Genomic DNA, 19,981 nt, shown 5'->3' with positions numbered 1-19,981 from the left:
GTATGTCGTACAGAGAAGACAAAATAATGGCACTATCAGGGTTAAACCTTGATAATAAAACAAAAAAAGGGCTGCAAAATATTTTTAAGCGCGTATTAAATAAGGGTATGCATGGTCTTGGTTTTAGTCCTTATGAAGAAGATCAAAAACCAGGCGACCAGATAACAGAAAAACAAATACGCCGGCGTATGAAAATTATTAAACCATATACCAAATGGGTTCGTTCATTTTCCTGCACAGATGGTAATGAATTAATTCCGGTTATAGCGAGGGAATATGGAATGAAAACTTTAGTAGGTGCATGGCTGGGAGATGATCCTGAAATTAATAAAAAAGAAATTGCAGGACTGATCAAATTAGCAAAAGAGGGTTATGTTGATATTGCTGCTGTGGGCAATGAAGTGATGTATAGAAAAGACCTTACGGAAGAAGAACTTCTGAAACACATGGCTGAAGTTAAAGCAGCCATTCCAGATATCCCCATGGGATATGTAGACGCCTATTATGAGTTTGCTCATCGTCCGAAAATTACCGAAGCTTGCGATGTTATACTCGCTAATTGTTACCCGTATTGGGAAGGTTGTGATATCGATTACTCCTTGATTTATATGAAAGACATGTATAACCAAGCTGTTAAGGCCGGTAAAGGTAAAAAAGTGATCATTTCTGAGACCGGTTGGCCAAGTGAAGGGGAAGGCTTGCAAGGTGCTTTACCCTCTTTCGAAAATGCCATTAAGTACTTTGTAAATACTCAAAAATGGGCTGCAGAAGATAATATTGACATATTCTATTTCTCCTCTTTTGATGAATCATGGAAAGTGGGATCAGAAGGCGATGTTGGAGCCTACTGGGGATTATGGGATAAAAATGAAAACTCTAAGTTTACGAGAGATTCCTTAGTTGTTTATAACAAAAAATTATTCCTTTAGGACTACTTTAATTAAACGAATTAAAAACCTCAAAAAAGTTGTTTTATTCAATTGAATAAAACAACTTTTTTTTACTCTATTGATTTTCTGCATTTTAAAGCTCTTTTAGTGAATAATTAAACTTCAAGGTTTTAATCATTAACCACAACTACACCACAACAACACCACAACATTAAAGATATTTTTCTTGAAGAATGAAGTTAATATTAAGAGTCATTCAAACAAATTCATGCTTAAAACGATATATTTTTTGATTTCTTTTAAAAAATTTTAAAATTATTTGAATTGTATGTAATTTGTATGGGTGTTTTTTGAAAAATCTTTAATAAAAATACATATCTTTTTAAAATTACTAAAAGATAAATTTCAATTATCCACTAAAACTAATTTATTATGAAAAAAATTACTCTTTTATTTTCTTTATTAACTTTAACATTCTTCAACGGTTTTGCGCAGTTGAATGTCTCCGTTTCCAATGCAGACGGTACGGGATGGAATCCTTATGTAAATGCATTTAACACATCGGATGAATCTTTTGCTTTCGGTTTTGGTTATGCTTTTGATAAGCAGAAAACTGAATTTGACGGAACCACGGTGACTGTAAAACCAAATTATGGTATTTGGACTGATGAAAATAACAATGCTGCTTGGTTCGATAATCCTGGAACTCCACCAAGTAACCCTAACAAGAATATTGAAGCTTTATCTTATCTGCAAGTAAGCAAAGGTGCCAACCCAGAGTTTTTCACTCAAGACGTTACTTTTAGCGGTGATGTTAATGCTTTCACCATTGATGGTAGTTATGTTGTTAAAGCATTTATTGCTGTTTTCCCAGGAGATTATTCCAGTAGTGTTCGTTATGAAACTATAGTTACAGGTACTGGCACTTTCTCTGTAACCCGTCCCTTTACTGATGTAGTGCCCGCCGACACCCATTTCCAATATGGGTTTATTGTGTATGGTTTACCTGCAGATCCAGCTCTTGAGGCTTCTTTAGGTTCTGTAGTTTTTCAGCAATCTGCTTTGAGTTCTGAAGAGTTTGCACAATCTAATTTTACAACCTATCCAAATCCAACCAGCGATAATTGGATCGTAAAAACATCTAATCTTGAGATCACAAACATCCGTGTTTATGATATTTTAGGGAAAAATGTTATTACTATGGCTCCTAAAACTTTTGAAGCCAGTATCGATGGTTCAGGTTTAAAAACAGGCTTATATTTTGCTCAAATAGAAACACCAGCAGGAATAGGAACTATTAAGTTGGTTAAAAATTAAACCTAAATATTTAAGGTAATAAGGCATTTTAAAAAAACCTTTATTTCATCTTAAGTTTATAAATTAAAAAAGCCTCTTGAAATTCAAGAGGCTTTTTGCTTTTTAGGAATACGCAGAAAGATCGGTTCACCTTCATAAACTACTCACAATATTTTGCCGGGGTTACAATCAAGCCCTTTATTGTTACAAAATAACTAATGCCTTTAGCAGATTATTTGGAACTTTGGTCATATTAAAAGAATCCAAATAATCATGAGAACCACGTTATGCCTTATTTTAGGAGTATTTCTTCCCATCCAATTTTTTGCAGCAGAAATTACATGGAATTTAAACGCAACCTATGGTGTTACACAGTCAGGCTTTGCAAATATTATTTCGGATGCCCGGACCCATTTTCTATCTCATCCCGATGACACGATAATCGTAACCATTGACGAAGGCACCTATAATATAGGTGGTAACGGAAGTCATGGAATAAATTTTAGACCCGGGTTTCAACCCGGACCAAATGGACGACTAATTTTTAAAGGCGCTGGCATGGATTTAACTAAACTCATCTTCACCGAGACCAGACAGGACATGATGAATGGCATTGATGTGTATAGAATAACCTTTCAAGATATGCATATGGCCAGACCCGGTTACACCGTTACACAAGGCACCGTGGTGAGTATAGCAGCCGGAGAGCTTGTATTGGAAATACAAAATGGTTTTCCAACGCCATTAGAATTATATGACGATACATTTGCCCAGGGCCGATATTTCAGGAAATATACCAATAGCACATCGGATCCCCAGGTGATTCAAGAAGATAATGATCAGGTTCCCTGGGGTTATCGAAATGGTGTTTATCTATATCCCGAATTAGTAAGTGGTAATACCTGGAAGTTTTATTTATCTAATCCAAACCAGATATTAACAAATTATGCCGTGGGAGATTTGGTTGGCGTTAAATCAAAACATGAAGGAGAAATTTATTGGTTTAATAGAGGTGGCGAGGTTGTTTTTGAAAACATTAAATGGACGGGAAGTTCCAGAGGCCTTGTTCGTGGTGGGTTTTCAGACCTTACAATACGGGGTTGCAGAATTGAACGTGGCGAACCCATTAATGGTCAAATGCCTTGCTTATCAACCCCTTCAGGAGGTCCTCAAATGAACCAGCCTTCAGATATTGTTTCAACCAATATGATCGTTGAAAATTGCTTTATTGATTCCCCCGGAGACGACTGTGTTGCGTTTTTCAATGTCAATTGCGGCAAAGTACTTAACAGCACGCTAAGAAATTCCTTCGCAAGAGGGTTTTTAGTAACCCCTGAAGCCAGTAATATCTGCGGCGCTAACAATATTATGGAGAATAACCCCTACCAAATTGATAACGGACAGCCCCTAACAGAGATAACAGATTGTGGATCGGAAACGCTGAACATAACCGCAGCCGACAGTTATTTATCTAATGCCGGAACCCTTTACACAGAATCCGCATTTTTTGCAGACATCTATGATGACCCCGGTTGCGATATTGTAAAATACATAAATCTAAGTATTGAAACCTTAGACCTGGAGAATTCAAATGAAAATAAGGAAAAAAGAATCTCCTATCCGAATGGAACAACAGGTATCATTCGTTTTTCTAAACTATTAAAAACGGTATCCGTATTTAATACTCAGGGCAAAGAAGTTTTAAAAATTAATGAAGCGAAGGGTATCCGAACTTTAAATATCTCTCACCTCAGTTCAGGAACATACTTCCTTAAACTCGATGGGTCCGTAATTGAAAAGGTGATCAAAAAGTAAAAAACAAGATTCTATAGACATATTTAGCTGGATTCCTCGATAAAGATTTTCCATAAACAAAAAAGCCTCTTGAAGTTCAAGAAGCTTTTTTCTCAGTGCGGGCGGGGAGACTCGAACTCCCACACCTTGCGGCACTAGATCCTAAGTCTAGCGTGTCTACCAATTCCACCACGCCCGCTGAGTCCCGCGATAATCGGGATGCAAATATAAACAAGATTTTTAAATTCCAAACTTCAAACCACTAAAAACATTCTTTTTTTATACTTTTGAATTCAATCCTTAAAATTCCGAAATGAATACTATTCAATCCTATATTAATTCCCATAAAGACCGTTTTCTGAACGAGCTCATCGAACTGCTTAAGATCCCTTCCATCAGTGCCGACTCAGCCTATAAAGCAGACGTTCTAAAAACGGCCGAAGCCGTTAAAACCAGTCTCGAAAAAGCCGGTTGCGATAGCGTAGAACTTTGTACTACAGAGGGTCATCCTATTGTGTATGGCGAAAAAATAATCGACCCTAACTTACCCACCGTTCTGGTATACGGACATTACGATGTGCAACCTCCGGACCCATTAAATCTATGGGATTCCCCACCGTTTGAACCGGTAATCAAAAAAACAGACATACATCCCGACGGTGCTATTTTTGCCCGTGGTGCCTGTGACGATAAAGGGCAAATGTACATGCATGTGAAAGCCCTCGAGATCATGACCAATACCAATACCCTACCCTGCAATGTGAAATTCATGATCGAAGGCGAAGAGGAAGTTGGTAGTGTAAATCTAAGTACCTACGTTAAAGATAACAGAGAAAAACTGAAGAATGATGTGATCCTTATTTCCGATACAGGGATGATCGCTCCTAATGTACCGTCCATAACAACTGGCCTACGCGGACTCAGCTATGTAGAGGTTGAAGTGACCGGACCCAACCGCGATCTCCACTCCGGACTTTACGGTGGCGCGGTAGCCAATCCCATCAATATTCTGGCAAAAATGATCGCTCAATTACATGATGAGAATAACCATATTACCATCCCCGGATTTTACGATCAGGTTCAGGATCTATCCGAAGAAGAACGCACCGAAATGACCAAAGCACCCTTCAATCTGGAGGACTATAAAAAATCTATCGGTATCCCTGATATTTATGGGGAAAAAGGCTATACCACAAACGAGCGAAACAGCATTCGGCCAACTCTGGATGTCAACGGAATTTGGGGTGGCTACACCAGCGAAGGTGCCAAAACGGTTATCGCTAGTAAGGCCTACGCTAAAATTTCCATGCGTTTAGTTCCCGATCAAGATTGGCACGATATCACCGAAAAATTTACCAAATATTTCGAAAGTCTCGCACCCTCGGCGGTCACGGTAAAGGTCACCCCGCACCATGGTGGTCAGGCCTACGTAACACCAATCGATAATATTGGCTATCAGGCAGCCAACAAAGCATACGAAGACACTTTTGGCACTCCCGCTTTACCACAACGAGGCGGCGGCAGTATCCCCATCGTATCCCTTTTCGAACAGCAATTACACAGCAAAACCATCCTCATGGGCTTTGGCCTCGACAGCGACGCCATACACTCCCCAAACGAGCATTACGGCATCCGCAACTATTTTAAGGGCATCGAAACCATACCCCTATTTTATAAACATTTTACAGCATTATTTAATGAATAATAAGGGTGTTCCTCCCGCTTTTGGGCGGGAGTCGGGCTTTCCGCTGTATCTTTTTTTTTCCTGCGTCAAAAAAAGGATGCCGCTTCAATCCCTAACACAAAGCCGTAAACCATGACAAACAACCAACACACCAACCAACTATCCCTACTCGCAGTAGCCACACTTTTAATAAGCACCTCCGGCGTACTGGGAAAGTTCATCGATTTACCAACACCCACCATTATTTGGTTGCGCTGTGCTCTGGGTGGTTTATTCTTGTACCTCTTCTGCCGATACAAATCGTATAATATCAAATTAAAATCTAAAAAAGATCTCCCTACTATTTTACTCAGCGCTCTGCTGCTGGGTACGCACTGGGTGACTTATTTTTATGCCTTAAAATTATCAAATGTAGCCCTGGGGATGTTATCCCTATTCACCTTTCCAGTCATCACCGCATTATTAGAGCCTTTGTTCTTCAAAACAAAATTCAATGCCGTGCATATTGTTTTAGGTGTTATTGTCCTTATTGGGATTTACATTTTAGCCCCCGAATTTAATTTTGAAAGTGGCGATGTGAAAGGTATTTTACTCGGTGTTTTTTCAGCCTTTTGTTATGCCTTGAGAAATCTGTTCTTAAAACAGCACGTAAAGCAGTACAACGGCACGGTGCTTATGCTGCAGCAAATCGGAATTCTCAGTGTGGTCTTGCTCCCGGTAATGTTTTTTATGGATGTGAGTAACCTAAAAACGCAATATCCCTACGTGATTCTATTAGCTTTAGTAACCACAGCCATCGGGCATTCCCTGTTCATTCACACACTAAAATATTTCTCGGTAAGTACGGCCAGCCTGATCAATAGTGTACAGCCCATATTTGGTATCATTATGGCCTACCTGTTCCTGAACGAAATTCCAAACGTGAATACCTTCATCGGAGGCACTCTTATCTTAACCACGGCAATTATTGAGAGCAATCGCTCTGGTAAAAACAAAAAAAACAGCTCGTCATAAACAAGCTGTAATTTTCACATCTAACAATCAATCTTAGGGCAATTGAGAATACCCATGTCGGGTTTTCCACATAAAGTATTTCTCAAATAATACTTTTGAAAAATCAAAAATCACATTCGGTAACATGATGGCAAACTTTCTGGGTTTGAACAAGCTGTTACTTAAAATAATAACCTCTTTCTTACCGGCATCCATCACACAGATTCCGGGTATTTTACCCCAAGCTTTTTTCTTCAACTCGGTTTTACCTTGAGCTGTTCTAATAATATTTTCGGCTACAATTTTACCAGTCTCATCAGAAGGATAACCTGTTTTCGGACCAGAGAACGGTACTTTCCCCGGTGTAAAAGGTAATTTTACATCTACGGCAATACCAGCGGCCCAAACATTTGGAATATCACGGTGTCTGTAATCGTCTGTTACAGGAATATATCCGGCAGCTGTAGCGTTTAGGTCTTTAGATTTCGTTACAAAATCCACACCTACAAACGGTGGCATTAACATTGTAAAACGACTATTCAATACTTCACCGGTGCTCAATGCAACTTTATCTTCAAAAACTTCTTTGATACCCACTTCGGTTCTGTAGTGAATATGAAACATCTTCATAAAAGATTTCAACATGGTTTCCCCTCCAGTAATCCCGTCGATACCAAAGTGGCCTAAAAAGGTTTCAGGTGTTACCCAGTACAAGTTTACTTTTTTTCTAATGTTTTGTTCTCTAAGCCATTTTTCTACGTTAAATAGGAATTCATAAGCGGCACCCATACAGCCGGCATTTTGAGTGGCCCCAATAACAATGTCGCCGGGATTTTTCTTGAATTCCTCAAGTGCTTTTCTGGTTTTCATGGCACCGTTTGGTGTTCCAATGTAGTGCGCATATTCTTTAACTCCGGGAGCTACATCATATTTTACCTTAGGCCCTGTTGCAATGACTAAATGATCATAAAACACATCACCTTGGTCGGTTGTTACTTTATTTTTTTTAGTATCCACTTGAAGCGCTTCGGCTTTTAAAAATGTGACACCTTTTTTCTCTAATATAGTATCTTTTCTGAATGAAATATCTTGAATATCTCTTCGGCCAAAAGGAACCCAGATCAGCGATGGAATAAAAAGAAAAAGTGGTGATTTGTCGATTAACACAACCTCGTGTTGTGCTTTCCCTTTTCGTTTGATCTCGAGGGCAGCAGTCATTCCTGCAAAGTTCCCTCCAATAACAACAGTTTTCATAATTCAATGTTTTAAAACCTATGTAAATTTACAGATAAAGCAGGGTTTGGAGTGTAACACTTGTTACAGTAAATCAGTCATTTAGAACCCGAATTTCAAATGGATGTTTTTTGCTTTGTGATGTAACATTTGAATGATTTTTGCGTTCTAATAAACAATCAATCAAAAAACAATCATATCATGTTAAAGCAATTCTTTATCCTTTGCTCAGGAGCCGATGCCAAAATTTTAGAAGACTGCAGTCCCGGGGAACAAAATAAATACGTTGGTATTGGAGCCAGCGTGTTCTTTACAGCGCTCATGGCCTTTATCGCGGCAGCCTATGCCTTAAATACTGTATTCGACAATATTTGGATCGCTATTTTCTTTGGAATCATATGGGGCATGCTCATATTTAACCTCGACCGCTTTATTGTGTCGACCATCAAAAAGACTGGGCGTTTTAAAAGTGAGTTCCTTCAGGCGACACCCCGAATTATTCTGGCGATCATTATCGCAGTGGTAATCTCAAAACCTTTAGAGCTAAAGATTTTTGAAAAAGAGATCAACCAGATACTACTGGAAGAAAAGAACGATCTCACCCTGGCAAATCAAAATCAGATATTAGAACAATACTCGCCTGAAATAACAGCTTTGGAGCAGGAAATCACAGATCTTAATAACGCCTTAAAAACGAAAGAGACTGAAGTAAATAACCTGTATGATGTTTATATCGGCGAAGCCGAAGGCCGCACCGGCACTAAACTTTTAGGAAAAGGTCCCGTGTACAAGGAAAAACGAGATAAACATGATGTTGCTCTTACAGAGTTTACAGCCCTGAAACAAGAAAATTCAGAAAAGATCAAGGCCCTTGAATCACGTATCGAGCAACTCAAAACGGATTATACCAATCAGGTAGGCGAAACGCAACCTGTTATTGATAATTTTGATGGTCTCATGGCCCGTATCAGAGCTTTAGGAAAGCTACCTTGGTTACCCTCATTTTTTATCTTTCTGTTATTTCTAGCCGTAGAAACTGCTCCGATCATGGCCAAACTATTGGCACCAAAAGGCGCTTACGACTATAAATTGGACGATGAAGAGCTCGCAATTAAAACACATATCACGCAAAACAAAACGGCACGTGAAGGTATGCTACAGACCGATACGGTGATTAACCAACGCTTGTATACAGACCTCGAATCGGATGTTGAAGTTTACGATTATAAGCATAAAAAGGCCAAGGAGATATTAAAACTCCAGGCTGATGCCTTTTATAATAAGCAAAAATCGGTATTTTAAAAATTTAAGCGGCTACCTCCGATTTAAAATGATCGTAAAGATCCTTACTGCCGAATCCAATGATCGACATAGATTTGTGCTGAGCAACAGCTTCGTTATGCAACGCTGCAATAGCTTCCACACCATAGCGATCCATAGCTTCAAGGTCTTCAATACTAATAGTGAAGGCATTGAAACGTTCCAGAACATGATCAAACTCAGCTTGAAAAACGGCTAGTGTTTCACGATTCAGATGGCCTTTAATTTTAAAGAAGTTGTTACAATTGGTAATTCTCAAATTCATTTTTTTTATTTTAATGGGTTAAAAAAATAAAATCTTAGGAAGGCTAATAATCTGATTCTGAACTAAAATTACCACAATTTGAACGATTTCTTAGATGTTTTCGATAAATCGAAACCTAAATTGGTTGAAAAAAATTTCGATGTCAATATTATCGATAAACAGCCTTTTTGAAATCACTTTTATTTATTTTTACCACAATCAATCTGTTCTAATTAGACATGCATATCCCAACCCAAGTTCAGTTTACACAAGAGGAAGTTAAAAACCTGCTTTTTAAATTTTATAACATACAAGCCACTTTATCCCCTCTGGTAAGTTACCAGGATATTAATTTTAAAGTAAGTACAGAAGATGGCGAACTTTACGTCCTTAAAATTGGAGGCACAACCGAATCTCAAACTACTTTAGAGTATCAAAATGCCGTATTACAGCATTTGGAAGGTCAACAAAAAGATTTTAAAATTCCAGAATGCATCCTGAATACCGAGGGTAAAGCCTTAAGTGTTTTTAAAGATGACGCTGGAAATGATCGCTACATGCGTTTATTAAGCTGGGTACCTGGTAGAATGTGGCATTCCATGAATCCGCAATCGAAAGACTTACGCTATGGATTGGGCCTTGCCGCAGGTCGCATTACTGAAATGCTTCAAACTTTTGAACACCCAAAAGCGCGTTACGAATTCGCATGGGATATTGCTCAAGCCTTATGGACCAAAGAATACCTTAATTTATTTTCCAAGGAAGAACAAGAGCTGATCATTCATTTTCAAAATTCTTTTGAGTTGCTTCAAAACGATTATTCAAAATTGCGGAAAAGTGTGGTACATAATGATCTGAACGACCATAATATCGTCGTGACCTCTAATCTTATTCAACCAAAGGTTAGCGGGATCATTGATTTTGGGGATACCATTTACTCGCAGATCATCAATGATGTCGCCATTACCTGTACTTATGCTATAATGGATCATCCGGATCCGCTTGAAGCTGCTCTACCAGTTATTAAAGGATATCACGAGGCTTTTCCTTTAAAAGATGAAGAATTACAACACTTGTATAATTGTATCGCCATGCGTTTGGTGGTTTCGGTAACTAATTCGGCTATAGCCAAAGAAAAAGATCCTGAAAATGATTATTTGCTTGTCAGTGAATCTGACGCCTGGAACCTTCTAAAAATTTGGAGATCGGTTATTCCGGATTTTGCTTATTACAGTTTTCGTGCAGCGTGTGGTATCCATCCACATCCGCAAGAAACAGCCTTCAAAACCTGGGCTGAAACACAAAAATTCGATCTAGAGCAACTCTTTCCAGAAACCCCAAATTCGGGCGCCTGTCTTCTCGATTTGAGTGTATCGAGCACCTGGGTCGGTCACGAATCCAATTTCAACGATCTGGACTTTTTTCAATATAAAATAGACACACTTCAAAAAGAAAACCCTGAAAAAATCATCGTAGGTGGCTACTTAGAACCACGTCCGCTTTACACGTCAACTTCCTATGATAAAATAGGTAATTACGGTCGTGAAAGTCGCACCATCCACCTGGGTATCGATTATTGGCTCCCCGAGCAAACGCCGGTTAATGCCTTATTTGATGGCGTTGTAGTCATCGCCAAAAACGATGCAGGATACAAGGAATATGGCGGATTGATCGTTTTGAAACACATAGAGAAAGGTTTCGAATTCTATACATTATATGGTCATTTATCTATAGCCAGCGTTGAAAATTTGAATATTGGTGATACGATCAAAGCAGGTTCAAAAATTGGTGCCTTGGGAAATCCTGAGGAGAACGGCTGTTGGGCGCCTCATTTGCATTTTCAGATCATGTTATCCCTACTGGAATACACCATTGATTTTCCGGGTGTAGCCTATGCTAATCAAATCAACATTTGGAAAAGTATTTGTCCGGATCCTAATTTACTTTTTAAAGACAAAGCCCTTCAACCTAAATCGGTTCCTTCTGATGATGACCTCATGGCGTTCAGAAAAAAGCATTTAGGTAAAAGCTTAAGCCTGTCTTACCGTAAGCCGCTAAAGATCGTTCGTGGCTCCGGAGCATTTTTAATGGACCCTTCAGGCCGAAAATATTTAGATACCATAAATAATGTCGCTCATGTAGGGCACGAGCATCCTGCCGTAGTTAAAGCAGGGCAGCAACAAATGGCTGTTCTTAATACTAACACCCGTTATTTACACGATATTATAAATCAATATGCTGAAGCACTTTTAGAAACTTTGCCGCCAGAACTCAGTGTGATCCATTTTGTGAATTCCGGTAGTGAAGCTAATGAACTCGCTATTCGCATGGCAAAAGCTTTTACCAACCAAAAAGATGTTATTGCCTCAGAAGTGGGGTATCACGGCAATACCAATTTATGTGTGGATATTAGCTCCTATAAATTTGATGGTAAAGGTGGACACGGGAAACCCGAACATACTCATATTTTTCCTTTACCGGATTCCTTTAGAGGAAAATATAGGGATACGAATGCCGGAAAATCTTATGTCAGCGAGGTGAAAAAATGCCTAGAGACCATTAAAGAAAAAGGCCGTAAGCCCGCAGCCTTTATTGTTGAACCCATTATTAGCTGTGGGGGGCAAATTGAACTTCCGGAAGGGTTTTTAAATATAACATATCAAGAGATTCGAAATGCAGGTGCTTTATGTATTTCAGACGAAGTCCAAACCGGTTGTGGAAGAATGGGAAGTACCTTTTGGGGTTTCGAGTTATATGATGTTGTTCCTGATATTGTAACCATGGGGAAACCACTGGGTAACGGTCACCCGGTAGGCGCTGTAGCCTGCACGCAAAAGGTAGCTGAAGCATTCGCTAATGGCATGGAATATTTTAACACATTCGGTGGAAACCCGGTTTCCGGCGCCATTGGATTAGAGGTATTAAAAACTATAAAACGTGAAAATCTGCAGGTAAATGCTTTGCAGATAGGTTCATTCCTAAAAGGAGAACTTATGAAGTTAGCGAAGGACTTTCCTATTATCGGAGATGTGCGTGGGCAAGGCTTGTTCCTCGGAATCGAGTTAACAAACGACCGGTTAAACCCACTACCGGAACACACAGATTACCTTATCAATCGTATGAAAGATTTCGGTATTTTAATGAGTTCAGACGGTCCCGATCACAATGTTTTAAAGATCAAACCACCTCTGGTTTTCAATCAAAACAATGCGGAGGAACTCATTTTTTATCTACGAAAAATACTGAATGAAGATTTTATGTTATCTTTCCAAACAAAATAATTTAAATGAAAAAACTTATTATTATCCTTTGCCTCATGATAGCTTTTGGAAGCTCCGCCCAAAATGAGGAGGCTGATAAAAAAGCCATTCAAAAAGTATTGAAAGAACAGCGATTAGCCTGGTCTAAAAATAATATCGAAGAATTTATGGAAGGGTACTGGAAAAGCGACTCTTTAAAATTCTATGGTGCCAATGGGGTAACCACAGGTTGGAATGCTACTCTGGAACGTTATAAAAAAGCCTATCCCACTGAAGATCACACAGGCACCCTAAGTTTCAGGATCAATGATATTTCGAAGATCTCAGTCGACGCTTATTTTGTTTTAGGCGAATATCATTTGAAACGGGAAGTCGGTAACGCCGATGGTATTTTTATGCTGGTCTTCAAAAAAATCGATGGCGATTGGAAAATTATCGCTGACACTTCCAGTTAAGGTATGACACTACAAATTCGACAAGCGACCTTAGAGGATATCCCCACGCTGTTGGACTTTGAGCAAGGTGTTATTAAAGCCGAGCGTCCTTTCAATCCAACCATTCAGGAAGGTGATATTCATTACTACAATTTAAAAAGCCTGATTACCGATGACAATTCCGTGCTTTTGGTAGGTGAATTGAATGGCGAACTAGTGGCTTCAGGTTACGCCAGAATTCTACCCGACCGACATTATTTAAAACATCAATACCAAGGTTATTTAGGTTTTATGTTCGTTCCCGAAGAACATCGTGGGCAAGGCTTCAACAAGACTATTATTGACGCCTTAATTGCGTGGTGTAAGGAACGTGAGGTTTATGAAATTCGGCTGGATGTCTATCCGGAAAATATTCCTGCAATAAATGCTTACGTAAAGGCTGGTTTTAAAAAGTATATGCTGGCTATGCGTTTAGATAGCCGCGAGTTGAACAACTAGTTTATTTCAAACTCAATCTAAAGGGATCTTCGATACTGTGGGCTGGTTTGGTGAACCATTTCGGTCCTTGTTCGGTCATGTAAATATGATCCTCCAGACGAATACCGAATTTATCCGCAACACAAATCATTGGTTCGTTGCTTATACACATCCCGGGTTCTAATTTAGTCTTTTCACTTTTTACTAAATACGGCCATTCGTGTATATCCAAACCAATACCATGACCTGTACGATGCGGAAGACCTGGTAATTTATAGTCAGGACCTAATCCCTGAGATTCAAGGTATTTTCTAACTGCAATGTCAATACTACCGCATTCGGCACCTAAAGTCGCCGCTTGAAAAGCCACTTGTTGTGCTTCTTTTTCAATGTTCCAAATCCGTTTTTGAAGCTCGTTAGCCTGACCGTAAACATAAGTCCTGGTAATATCTGAAATATAATCGTGGATCTGACAACCGGTATCGACTAGGACTACCTCATTCTCCTCGAGTGCTTTTGGTTTTTTCACGCCATGCGGAAAAGAGAAATCAACGCCAAAAAGGACGATACAAAAATAAGAGCCCTCCTCTTTGGCACCATAGCGTTTATGAGCCTCATGAATGAACTGCGTTACTGTTTCACTTGTAATCCCGGGTTGCATAATGCGAGCCGCTGCTTGTTGTACTTCTAGCGTAATATCCATAGCCAATTGCATTATAGCCAGCTCTGCTTCAGATTTATTCATCCTGCATCCCGCTGTAATAGGTTTAGCATCAATAAACTTTAGACCGTTATTCAATTCTAAAATGCCATTCGAAATAAAGAACGGTGTGGCTTCATCCATATAGATTTTGCCTCCTTCAATACCCCGCGCATTTAAAACTTTAGAAAATAAAGCATACGGACTTTCGTGTTCTTCCCAGCCATGAACAGGTCCCTCTACTAACATGAAATCCAGAACAGTACCAATTTCGAAATAAGGCGCTATATATTCCACGGACCCATCCTCAAAAAGTAATGCACCTACCATGCGCTCAGAAGTCTTCCAGCGCGTACCTGTGAAATAATACAAATTGGTACCGGCATGCAAATACATAGCGGGAACTTTATTATCCCGTAACAGTTTAGCCGCTTTTTGGATACGCGATTGAAATTCTGATTTCTGAATAGGCTCTACAAGGTGGGCTTTAGGCTGAATAGCTCCCAATTCAGCTTCGGGTGTAGAACCACCAATGCCGTACGTTTTCATATTGTGTATTTTAAAAAGTTCTGTCCGGATGGAACGGAGACAAATCTAAGGATGATTTTTTGTTTGCTATAATTTCTGAAACCAATTTCCCAGTAGCCGGACCTAAACTCCACCCCATCATAGCATGACCCGTAGCGATTATCATATTATCGCAAACCTTGCTTTTTCCAATATAAGGCAAACCATCGGGAGATAGCGGTCGCAATCCACAAGCAGCCTGAGCCTTTTCTTCAGCGGTTATTTTAAGGTCCGGGAAATAATTTTCTGCTGCCATAGCTATCGCATTTACCCTTACAGGATTGAGATTTTGATTAATCCCTCCTATTTCCATAGTGCCGGCAAAACGAGTAAAACCTTCCATAGGCGTTACAGCAACCTTAGCTTCACAGAGTACAGACGGAATACTAATGCCGGTCTGGCGCTCCACATTGATCCGATAGCCTTTTCCAGCTTCAACTTTCAGACTAAGTCCTAGTTTTTTAGAAAGCATGGGGCTCCAAGTACCAGCCGCCAACACCACACTATCCGCAGTGAGTTCACGTGTATTTGTTTTCACTTTCTTGATGGTCTTATTAGAGACTTCAAGGTCCGTCACTGTCTCATTAGCCAGAATGGTCACATTGTTTGCTTTTAAATAGTGAACCATTTGGGGCATAAAATTGGTTGGTGTGGTATGGGCATCGTCATAATAATACACCGCACCTTTAACGTCCAATGTTACATGGGGTTCAATAGCTTTCAAGGCTTCGCCCGAAAGATGTTCCACCTGCAAACCTTCGTCAATACCGCGCTGTCCCACCTGCCATTCCTTTTCACCCGCTTTATCAGTTTTATAATACATTAGAAGCCCTTTACATTCGTAATGAAAACTAAAATCACCCGAAGCTTTCATGGCCTCATACAGTTCACGACTTAACAGATTGATGTCTTTTAAAGGCACAATGCCTTTTTCAACATTTTTTTTGGTGGCCGAATTCTTGAAGGCCCAAACCCATTTTAAAAAATCAGCATTCAGGCGTGGTTTCATATAAAACGGACTTGCCGGATTCATCATCCATTTCAACCCTTTACTCATAATACCCGGTGATGCCAAAGGGATAAAATGACTCGGTGTTATATATCCTGCGTTTACATAAGACGCTCCGGAACTAAAATTGGATTTGTCGACCACCGTAACCTGATGCCCTTCTTTTTGAAGAAAGTAAGCCGTGCTTAAACCAATGATACCTCCGCCTATTATTACAATGTTTTTTTCCATAAAAACTAAATTACCTGAAAGCCGTGTGCATATGGATCGTCCTCAGAATCTATAATTATGGTGTTATAACCATAGATTTTTGCCCAACCCTGAATACTCGGAATGATAGCAGGTTTGCCACCGAATTCCGTCTCCGCCTCAATACACCCTATAAATTTACTACCTATAAAGCTTTCGTGTATAAAAGGCTCCCCTTTTTTTAAGGTTCCCTTGGCATGACGCTGCGCCATGACTGCGGAGGTTCCCGTACCACACGGACTACGGTCTATTGCTTTATCTCCGTAGAACACTGCATTACGCCCGGACGACGTCGGGTCTATAGGCATTCCTGTCCAAAGCAAATGCGTCACATTTCTGATCGTAGGATCCTCCGGATGAATAAAATAATCCGGGTATTTCTCATTAATCCGCTGTCTAACGACCTGAGAATATTGAATAATTGTTCCGGCTGAGAAGTTGTGAACTCCCGAAAAATTCTTTTGAGGATCAACAATGGCATAAAAATTTCCGCCGTAGGCGACATCAAAATAGAGTTCCCCTAACTCGGGACAGTCTATGGTTAAATTTTCAGCAGCGAGATAACTTTTTACATTGGTAAGTTTTACCCAATCTACTTTTTTACCGGTTTGTTGATAGGTTATATGTACCAAACCGGCAGGAGTTTCCATTTTTATTTTTCCAGGAATTTTAGGTGTAACAAGACCTTCTTCAATAGCAATGGTGATGGTACCGATCGTCCCGTGACCGCACATGGGTAAACAACCCGAGGTTTCAATAAACAATATCGAAAAGTCATTTTCAGGATCGTGTGGCGGATATAAAATGCTTCCGCTCATCATATCATGCCCGCGAGGTTCGAACATCAACCCTTTTCGGATCCAGTCGAATTCTTTTAAAAAATGTTGCCGCTTTTCGCTCATGGAGTTTCCCATAAGCTTCGGACCACCACTTTTTATAACCCGAACAGGATTGCCACAGGTATGGGCATCAATACAAACAAAAGTGTTTCTGCTCATGTATTACGCATTTGTTTTAAGTGTCTCAGGCAATAATTCCTGAGGAAATGACTGATAGCTCACCGGGCGCACCCAACGCTTGATCGCATTGGTACCAACAGCCGTAAATCTGGAATCGGTAGACGCCGGATACGGTCCACCATGCTGCATCGAAGGGCTAACCTCAACCCCTGTAGGGACGCCATTCTCCTGACCTTCACCTATGGCTTTAGCAAAACTTAACAGGTTATCTTCTAAATACATCATATCTAGAAGGTCTTGGGACCAACCTTCTTTTTTGAGTCGGGAAAGCATCCGCCAGGCCACTACTTTAACAGCCCCATATTCACTCCACATACTGTCATTTAAACAACCCCAATGGTGTGGATCTGTTTTTTCAGGATCATTAATCTGATCGATACAGGTTTGGCAAGCCAACAAACTACCATCAACGCCTCCCGTAGATACAGGAGGAACCTGATATATTTCTAACTTATTTTGGGCTCCGCAAAGCTCACAACTATTATTACTTATTTCTTTTAATGCTTCTAATAAACTCATTTTAATATTTTAAAGCTGTTATTACAGTACTTTTTGTTGTTGCTTTTTAGGAAGACTTTTTACCACCATGTCATAAGAATGATCGATAAGTGACCTTATAAAATCAGCAGATAATTCTCCCTGATGTATATAAACACTGTTCCACTGCTGCTTATTCATATGCCAACCCGGTTTAATGCTCTCATAGCGTTCACGAAGTTCGACAGCATACTCAGGATCGCACTTTAAATTAATAAAACCGGTGCCGGCTTCCCATTCTTTTAAAGAAGCCAATGCAAACATTTTATTAAGGACTTTAAAAACTAGTGTATCATTATCAAAAGGAAAGTGTTCGGTAACCTCCTTTTTACCCAGGCAATAATTGCGATAATCTTCGATATTCATACTTATTCAAAAAAGCCTACTGTTTAGGATTCAATTTTATACAACACGGGTTTACTTGGAGTGGCATCATTTTCAAACGGCGCAATTTGAAGATTCAAAAAATAGGTGCCGTCCTTTACGGTATTCGGTACAAAAATCATTTCAGTTATGGTGGCATCCATACGCAATTTCCCGGAGGTGTTCCAAAAGGCATTATGGCCCACCAATTCACCACCATCTTCTTCACGATCTATGCTAGGTAAATCAACCAGTAAATGCTTAACGCCCTTTTTTACGAGATAATCAATGGTGTCTTTCAAGAAATAAGGCCAGTTGGTGTGCGAATATTGTCGCGATAATTTATCATTCGTATTTGGAATGGTTCTGATAATAACAGCATCGCGCTTTTTATTGCCCAGGGCTAATTTTAATTGTTTCGGCGAAATGGCACGGTCTTTCATATACTTTTCTGGTGCCACAGTGATGACTTCCGCCAAAAAAAAGAACTGTTTTAAATTTTGATTGATAGAGTGAACTTCATCAACAATATGTCCGACACATTCGGTATGGGTGCCATGTCCGTGTGGGTTAAAATGGATATCATTAAAATTCACGCTCGCACCTTCAGAAACCTTCGCTACCCATTCACCATCAACCACAGCTTCAATACGCGGGGGATCAATATACCACGCATTAACATTGGTTTTTGAAGCCCGTAATGGTATAGAAATATCCAAGGGCTTTGCCAGGTCGATGGTATATTGTTTTGAATTGTACTGTATTTTAGCTTGCATTATAAATTGAGTTTAAACAGATCTGCAGCGATGCCGTCGGTTAAAAATTTTCCTTCATTAGTGGCCAGTAACGTATCTTCTTTTACATATATCAAACCCTGATCTATGTATTTTTCTGCCTGGTTTAAAAGATACGTTTTATACATGGGTCCAAAATCAGTAAGTACTTTTTCCAAAGAGACTCCCCAAATGGTGCGTAGGCCCGTCATAATATACTCATTATAGGTATCTGTTTTTGTTAAGGTTTCCACCTCCATCGGCAAAACGCCTTCCTCTAAACTGTTTATATATTTCGAATTATTCCGAACATTCCAGGTACGTTGATTATCGTAAAAAGAATGCGCCGAAGGTCCAATTCCTAAAAAAGACTTTCCTTGCCAATAGGCGGTGTTATTCCGACTAAAAAAATTCGGTTTACCAAAGTTTGAGGTTTCATAATGCACAAAACCGGCTGACTCTAATAGTGCTATTAAGATATGAAATTGTTCCTGACTTTGGGCATCATCCACATTTTTTATAAGGCCTTTTTTAATGAAGGAAGCCAATGCCGTATTTGGTTCCACCGTTAATGCATAGCTGGAAATATGAGGAATATTGAAAGCCAAAGCCGTTTCAATGTTTTGTTCCCATTGCGCATTGGAAGCATCAGGAATACCATAGATGAGATCTAATGAAATATTCTCGAAATACTTAGTAGCTTCTTCTAAACATTGCTTCGCCTCTGTAGTATTGTGCGCGCGATTCATAAGCTTTAGATCGTGCTCAAAAAAGGATTGTACACCAATGCTCAAACGATTCACAGGACTTTTAGAAAGATCTTTTAATTTTGAAGTAGTAAGATCGTCCGGGTTGGCTTCCAGCGTTATTTCCGGGTTGATTGAAACCTGATAGTTTTGGTAAACGGTATTGATAAGATGTTCTATTTCCCTTTGCGATAATAAAGAAGGAGTTCCTCCACCAAAATAAATGGTCTCTATCGGAACGTTTTCGAAAATATCACGTCGTAATTCTAATTCTTTCACCAAGGCCCCGAGCAAGGCCTCTTTCTTCTTTAATGAGGTTGAGAAGTGAAAATCACAATAAAAGCAAGCTTGCTTACAGAACGGAATATGAATATAAATGCCGGCCATACGCGA

18 protein-coding genes and 1 tRNA gene are annotated in these 19,981 nt (G+C 39.6%); 9 read left to right on the top strand and 10 right to left on the bottom strand.

What is annotated here, in order from left to right; genetic code table 11:
- Positions 1 to 2 precede the first annotated feature (2 nt).
- From V8G61_RS01865 to V8G61_RS01855, 3 genes are all read left to right on the top strand, one after another.
- Positions 3 to 929 (top strand): glycosyl hydrolase family 17 protein, encoded by a 927-nt coding sequence (locus tag V8G61_RS01865; RefSeq protein ID WP_394873727.1) that lies wholly within the window; start codon positions 3 to 5, stop codon positions 927 to 929.
- Between the two features lie 393 nt (positions 930 to 1,322).
- Positions 1,323 to 2,207, top strand: a complete 885-nt coding sequence (locus V8G61_RS01860; RefSeq protein WP_394873726.1) for a T9SS type A sorting domain-containing protein — start codon at positions 1,323 to 1,325, stop codon at positions 2,205 to 2,207.
- 252 nt (positions 2,208 to 2,459) lie between these two features.
- Positions 2,460 to 4,001 (top strand): T9SS type A sorting domain-containing protein, encoded by a 1,542-nt coding sequence (locus V8G61_RS01855; protein WP_394873725.1) that lies wholly within the window; start codon positions 2,460 to 2,462, stop codon positions 3,999 to 4,001.
- Between the two features lie 96 nt (positions 4,002 to 4,097).
- On the opposite strand, the gene V8G61_RS01850 is transcribed toward V8G61_RS01855, so the two are convergent.
- Positions 4,098 to 4,179, bottom strand: a tRNA-Leu gene (locus V8G61_RS01850).
- A gap of 114 nt (positions 4,180 to 4,293) precedes the next feature.
- On the opposite strand from V8G61_RS01850, the gene V8G61_RS01845 reads away from it, so the two are divergent.
- On the top strand, positions 4,294 to 5,685 hold the full coding sequence (locus tag V8G61_RS01845; protein WP_394873724.1) for a dipeptidase: 1,392 nt from the start codon (positions 4,294 to 4,296) through the stop codon (positions 5,683 to 5,685).
- Between the two features lie 111 nt (positions 5,686 to 5,796).
- Positions 5,797 to 6,678 (top strand): DMT family transporter, encoded by an 882-nt coding sequence (locus V8G61_RS01840; protein ID WP_394873723.1) that lies wholly within the window; start codon positions 5,797 to 5,799, stop codon positions 6,676 to 6,678.
- A 33-nt stretch (positions 6,679 to 6,711) separates the two neighbouring features.
- Here the strand turns inward: V8G61_RS01840 and V8G61_RS01835 are convergent, their stop codons facing one another.
- Positions 6,712 to 7,911 (bottom strand): NAD(P)/FAD-dependent oxidoreductase, encoded by a 1,200-nt coding sequence (locus tag V8G61_RS01835; protein ID WP_394873722.1) that lies wholly within the window; start codon positions 7,909 to 7,911, stop codon positions 6,712 to 6,714.
- 180 nt (positions 7,912 to 8,091) lie between these two features.
- On the opposite strand from V8G61_RS01835, the gene V8G61_RS01830 reads away from it, so the two are divergent.
- Positions 8,092 to 9,192, top strand: a complete 1,101-nt coding sequence (locus V8G61_RS01830; RefSeq protein ID WP_394873721.1) for a DUF4407 domain-containing protein — start codon at positions 8,092 to 8,094, stop codon at positions 9,190 to 9,192.
- 4 nt (positions 9,193 to 9,196) lie between these two features.
- Here the strand turns inward: V8G61_RS01830 and V8G61_RS01825 are convergent, their stop codons facing one another.
- The gene (locus V8G61_RS01825) at positions 9,197 to 9,475 is read right to left on the bottom strand and encodes a hypothetical protein (protein ID WP_394873720.1); all 279 of its coding nucleotides are present in this window, start codon (positions 9,473 to 9,475) and stop codon (positions 9,197 to 9,199) included.
- 218 nt (positions 9,476 to 9,693) lie between these two features.
- On the opposite strand from V8G61_RS01825, the gene V8G61_RS01820 reads away from it, so the two are divergent.
- Genes V8G61_RS01820 through V8G61_RS01810 form a run of 3 tightly spaced genes read left to right on the top strand, consistent with a single transcriptional unit; the run spans position 9,694 to position 13,646 of the window.
- The gene (locus V8G61_RS01820; protein ID WP_394873719.1) at positions 9,694 to 12,735 is read left to right on the top strand and encodes an aminotransferase class III-fold pyridoxal phosphate-dependent enzyme; all 3,042 of its coding nucleotides are present in this window, start codon (positions 9,694 to 9,696) and stop codon (positions 12,733 to 12,735) included.
- Between the two features lie 5 nt (positions 12,736 to 12,740).
- The gene (locus V8G61_RS01815; protein WP_394873718.1) at positions 12,741 to 13,169 is read left to right on the top strand and encodes a YybH family protein; all 429 of its coding nucleotides are present in this window, start codon (positions 12,741 to 12,743) and stop codon (positions 13,167 to 13,169) included.
- A 3-nt stretch (positions 13,170 to 13,172) separates the two neighbouring features.
- Entirely contained in the window at positions 13,173 to 13,646 is a 474-nt protein-coding gene (locus V8G61_RS01810) for a GNAT family N-acetyltransferase (protein WP_394873717.1), read from the top strand.
- Position 13,647: 1 nt separating this feature from the next.
- On the opposite strand, the gene V8G61_RS01805 is transcribed toward V8G61_RS01810, so the two are convergent.
- Genes V8G61_RS01805 through hemW form a run of 7 tightly spaced genes read right to left on the bottom strand, consistent with a single transcriptional unit; the run spans position 13,648 to position 19,975 of the window.
- Positions 13,648 to 14,874 carry a M24 family metallopeptidase gene (locus tag V8G61_RS01805; RefSeq protein ID WP_394873716.1) on the bottom strand — a complete coding sequence of 409 codons (1,227 nt, stop codon included), beginning with the start codon at positions 14,872 to 14,874 and terminating at the stop codon, positions 13,648 to 13,650.
- Between the two features lie 10 nt (positions 14,875 to 14,884).
- A complete protein-coding gene (locus V8G61_RS01800; protein ID WP_394873715.1) occupies positions 14,885 to 16,132 on the bottom strand; it encodes an NAD(P)/FAD-dependent oxidoreductase in 1,248 nt (415 codons plus the stop codon).
- Between the two features lie 5 nt (positions 16,133 to 16,137).
- The gene (locus V8G61_RS01795) at positions 16,138 to 17,148 is read right to left on the bottom strand and encodes a 4-hydroxyproline epimerase (protein WP_394873714.1); all 1,011 of its coding nucleotides are present in this window, start codon (positions 17,146 to 17,148) and stop codon (positions 16,138 to 16,140) included.
- A gap of 3 nt (positions 17,149 to 17,151) precedes the next feature.
- Positions 17,152 to 17,688 carry a hypothetical protein gene (locus V8G61_RS01790; RefSeq protein ID WP_394873713.1) on the bottom strand — a complete coding sequence of 179 codons (537 nt, stop codon included), beginning with the start codon at positions 17,686 to 17,688 and terminating at the stop codon, positions 17,152 to 17,154.
- Between the two features lie 21 nt (positions 17,689 to 17,709).
- On the bottom strand, positions 17,710 to 18,072 hold the full coding sequence (locus V8G61_RS01785; RefSeq protein WP_394873712.1) for an MmcQ/YjbR family DNA-binding protein: 363 nt from the start codon (positions 18,070 to 18,072) through the stop codon (positions 17,710 to 17,712).
- 23 nt (positions 18,073 to 18,095) lie between these two features.
- On the bottom strand, positions 18,096 to 18,845 hold the full coding sequence (locus V8G61_RS01780; protein ID WP_394873711.1) for a cyclase family protein: 750 nt from the start codon (positions 18,843 to 18,845) through the stop codon (positions 18,096 to 18,098).
- Positions 18,845 to 19,975, bottom strand: coding sequence for a radical SAM family heme chaperone HemW (gene hemW, locus V8G61_RS01775; RefSeq protein ID WP_394873710.1), 1,131 nt, complete (start codon positions 19,973 to 19,975; stop codon positions 18,845 to 18,847). Before hemW ends, V8G61_RS01780 begins: the two co-directional genes overlap by 1 nt.
- Positions 19,976 to 19,981 lie beyond the last annotated feature (6 nt).

Origin of the sequence: Gaetbulibacter sp. M240, from assembly GCF_043876815.1 — a bacterium.
Taxonomy (GTDB): domain Bacteria; phylum Bacteroidota; class Bacteroidia; order Flavobacteriales; family Flavobacteriaceae; genus Gaetbulibacter_A.
The sequence above is the reverse complement of the archived record's forward strand: the minus strand, read 5'-3'. Positions and strand labels throughout refer to the sequence as shown.